Raw genomic sequence first — 1488 nt, forward strand, 5'->3', positions numbered from 1 at the left:
TCGACAGACATTATTTTAAGAGAAAAGTGTTCAAATTTAATGGGCAGAAAGTGTCCAAAACTACTTGACGGTTACAAGAAATCACCAAACTAGATGGACAAGTGCCAGACATTGTATTTGAAGCGACCGGTGTCTATTCAAAAACTGTCGAAGCGTTTTTAAAAGATTATGGCTATGCATACTGCCACATGAATCCGCTTGAAGCGAATTTACAGATGGCGAAGATGCGTCGAAATAAAACCGATATCAGTGATGCTCATGAACTGGCGAAAACCCATTTCAAAATGGAACGCGAAACTACATATATTCAGGATGATTATTATAAACAGATGCACGCTATAACGCGTTATTACGATGAAATTGATGAAGAAATGATTTTACTGAAAAGCCGAATGCATTCGATTTTACATCTTAGTTTCCCGGAATTAGAAAAGCTCATTACACCGAGTTCAGCGCTGTTTCTAAATATTGTGCAGCTTTATCCGCATCTTACCCTTTTACTGGATCATTCTAAAACCATCATTAAAAATCGCTTAAAAGCCAATACAAGAAAGAATCTTTCGGTAACACGGGCTGAAGCAAAAGCAGCCGTTTTAATGGAAGCAGCAAAAAATTGCTATCCCGCCATTAAACCGAATGATATCCGATGCGATCAGGTACGTGATTACGCAACCCGCATTGCCGATTTAATGGAGAAGAAGGATGAGCTAGTGAAACAAATGGTAGAGTTATCGAAAGGGAGAAAAGAATATCTTGTCTACCGCTCAATCCCGGGTATAGGTGAATCAACCGCATGCCGATTAATTGGGGAAATCGGGGACATTCGCCGCTTTCAAAATGCGAAACAGCTGAACGCTTACGCAGGCATCAATATCATGCGATACCAGTCCGGCAATACACACTATAGGGATCGTATAAATAAACGAGGGAACAAACATCTGCGAAAGATTTTATATTTCATGATCTGTGCAATGCTTAAGGCTAAAGGAAAGCTCAATCATTTTGTGGACTATTACTACAAATAAAAAAAGCAACCTCAGAGGAAGCCTCATAAGGTTGCAATCATCGCCTACATCAATAAGTTTCTGAAAGTGACATTTCAGTTATTGACGCGTGACATTCTTTACGATTATGAGTCCGCACTACCAGCTCAGAAATCGTAATCACCTAAATAAAACTATATCATATTAACCTTTCGAAAAAAATAAAAATCGTTAGGTTTCTTTGGCATTCGGAAATTTAGATTGAGTGGGGTACCCCTCCCCACTCAATCTAAATCAAATAATGAAAAGAAAATAAAGAAATACACTTGACTAATCGTAAGAAAGAGGCTGGGACAAAACCCGCCTTTGAATTGAAAAACCCCTGGAATTTTACGAACAGTAAAATTCCAGGGGTTTTGATTTTAGACATTAAAAAAAGGACGCTCTTCTGATAAAATAATGTTTACCACAACAAAAATAATAGCAGAAAGAAGTGTCCTTATGT

At 38.0% G+C, this 1488-nt stretch carries 1 protein-coding gene; it reads left to right on the plus strand.

The window, feature by feature from the left end; genetic code table 11:
* Positions 1–80: 80 nt before the first annotated feature.
* Positions 81–1025 (plus strand): IS110 family RNA-guided transposase, encoded by a 945-nt coding sequence (locus ACTHOQ_RS18835; protein WP_440497728.1) that lies wholly within the window; start codon positions 81–83, stop codon positions 1023–1025.
* Positions 1026–1488: the final 463 nt, after the last annotated feature.

Origin of the sequence: Solibacillus silvestris (assembly GCF_051967575.1) — a bacterium.
Classification (GTDB): Bacteria; Bacillota; Bacilli; order Bacillales_A; family Planococcaceae; genus Solibacillus; species Solibacillus silvestris_B.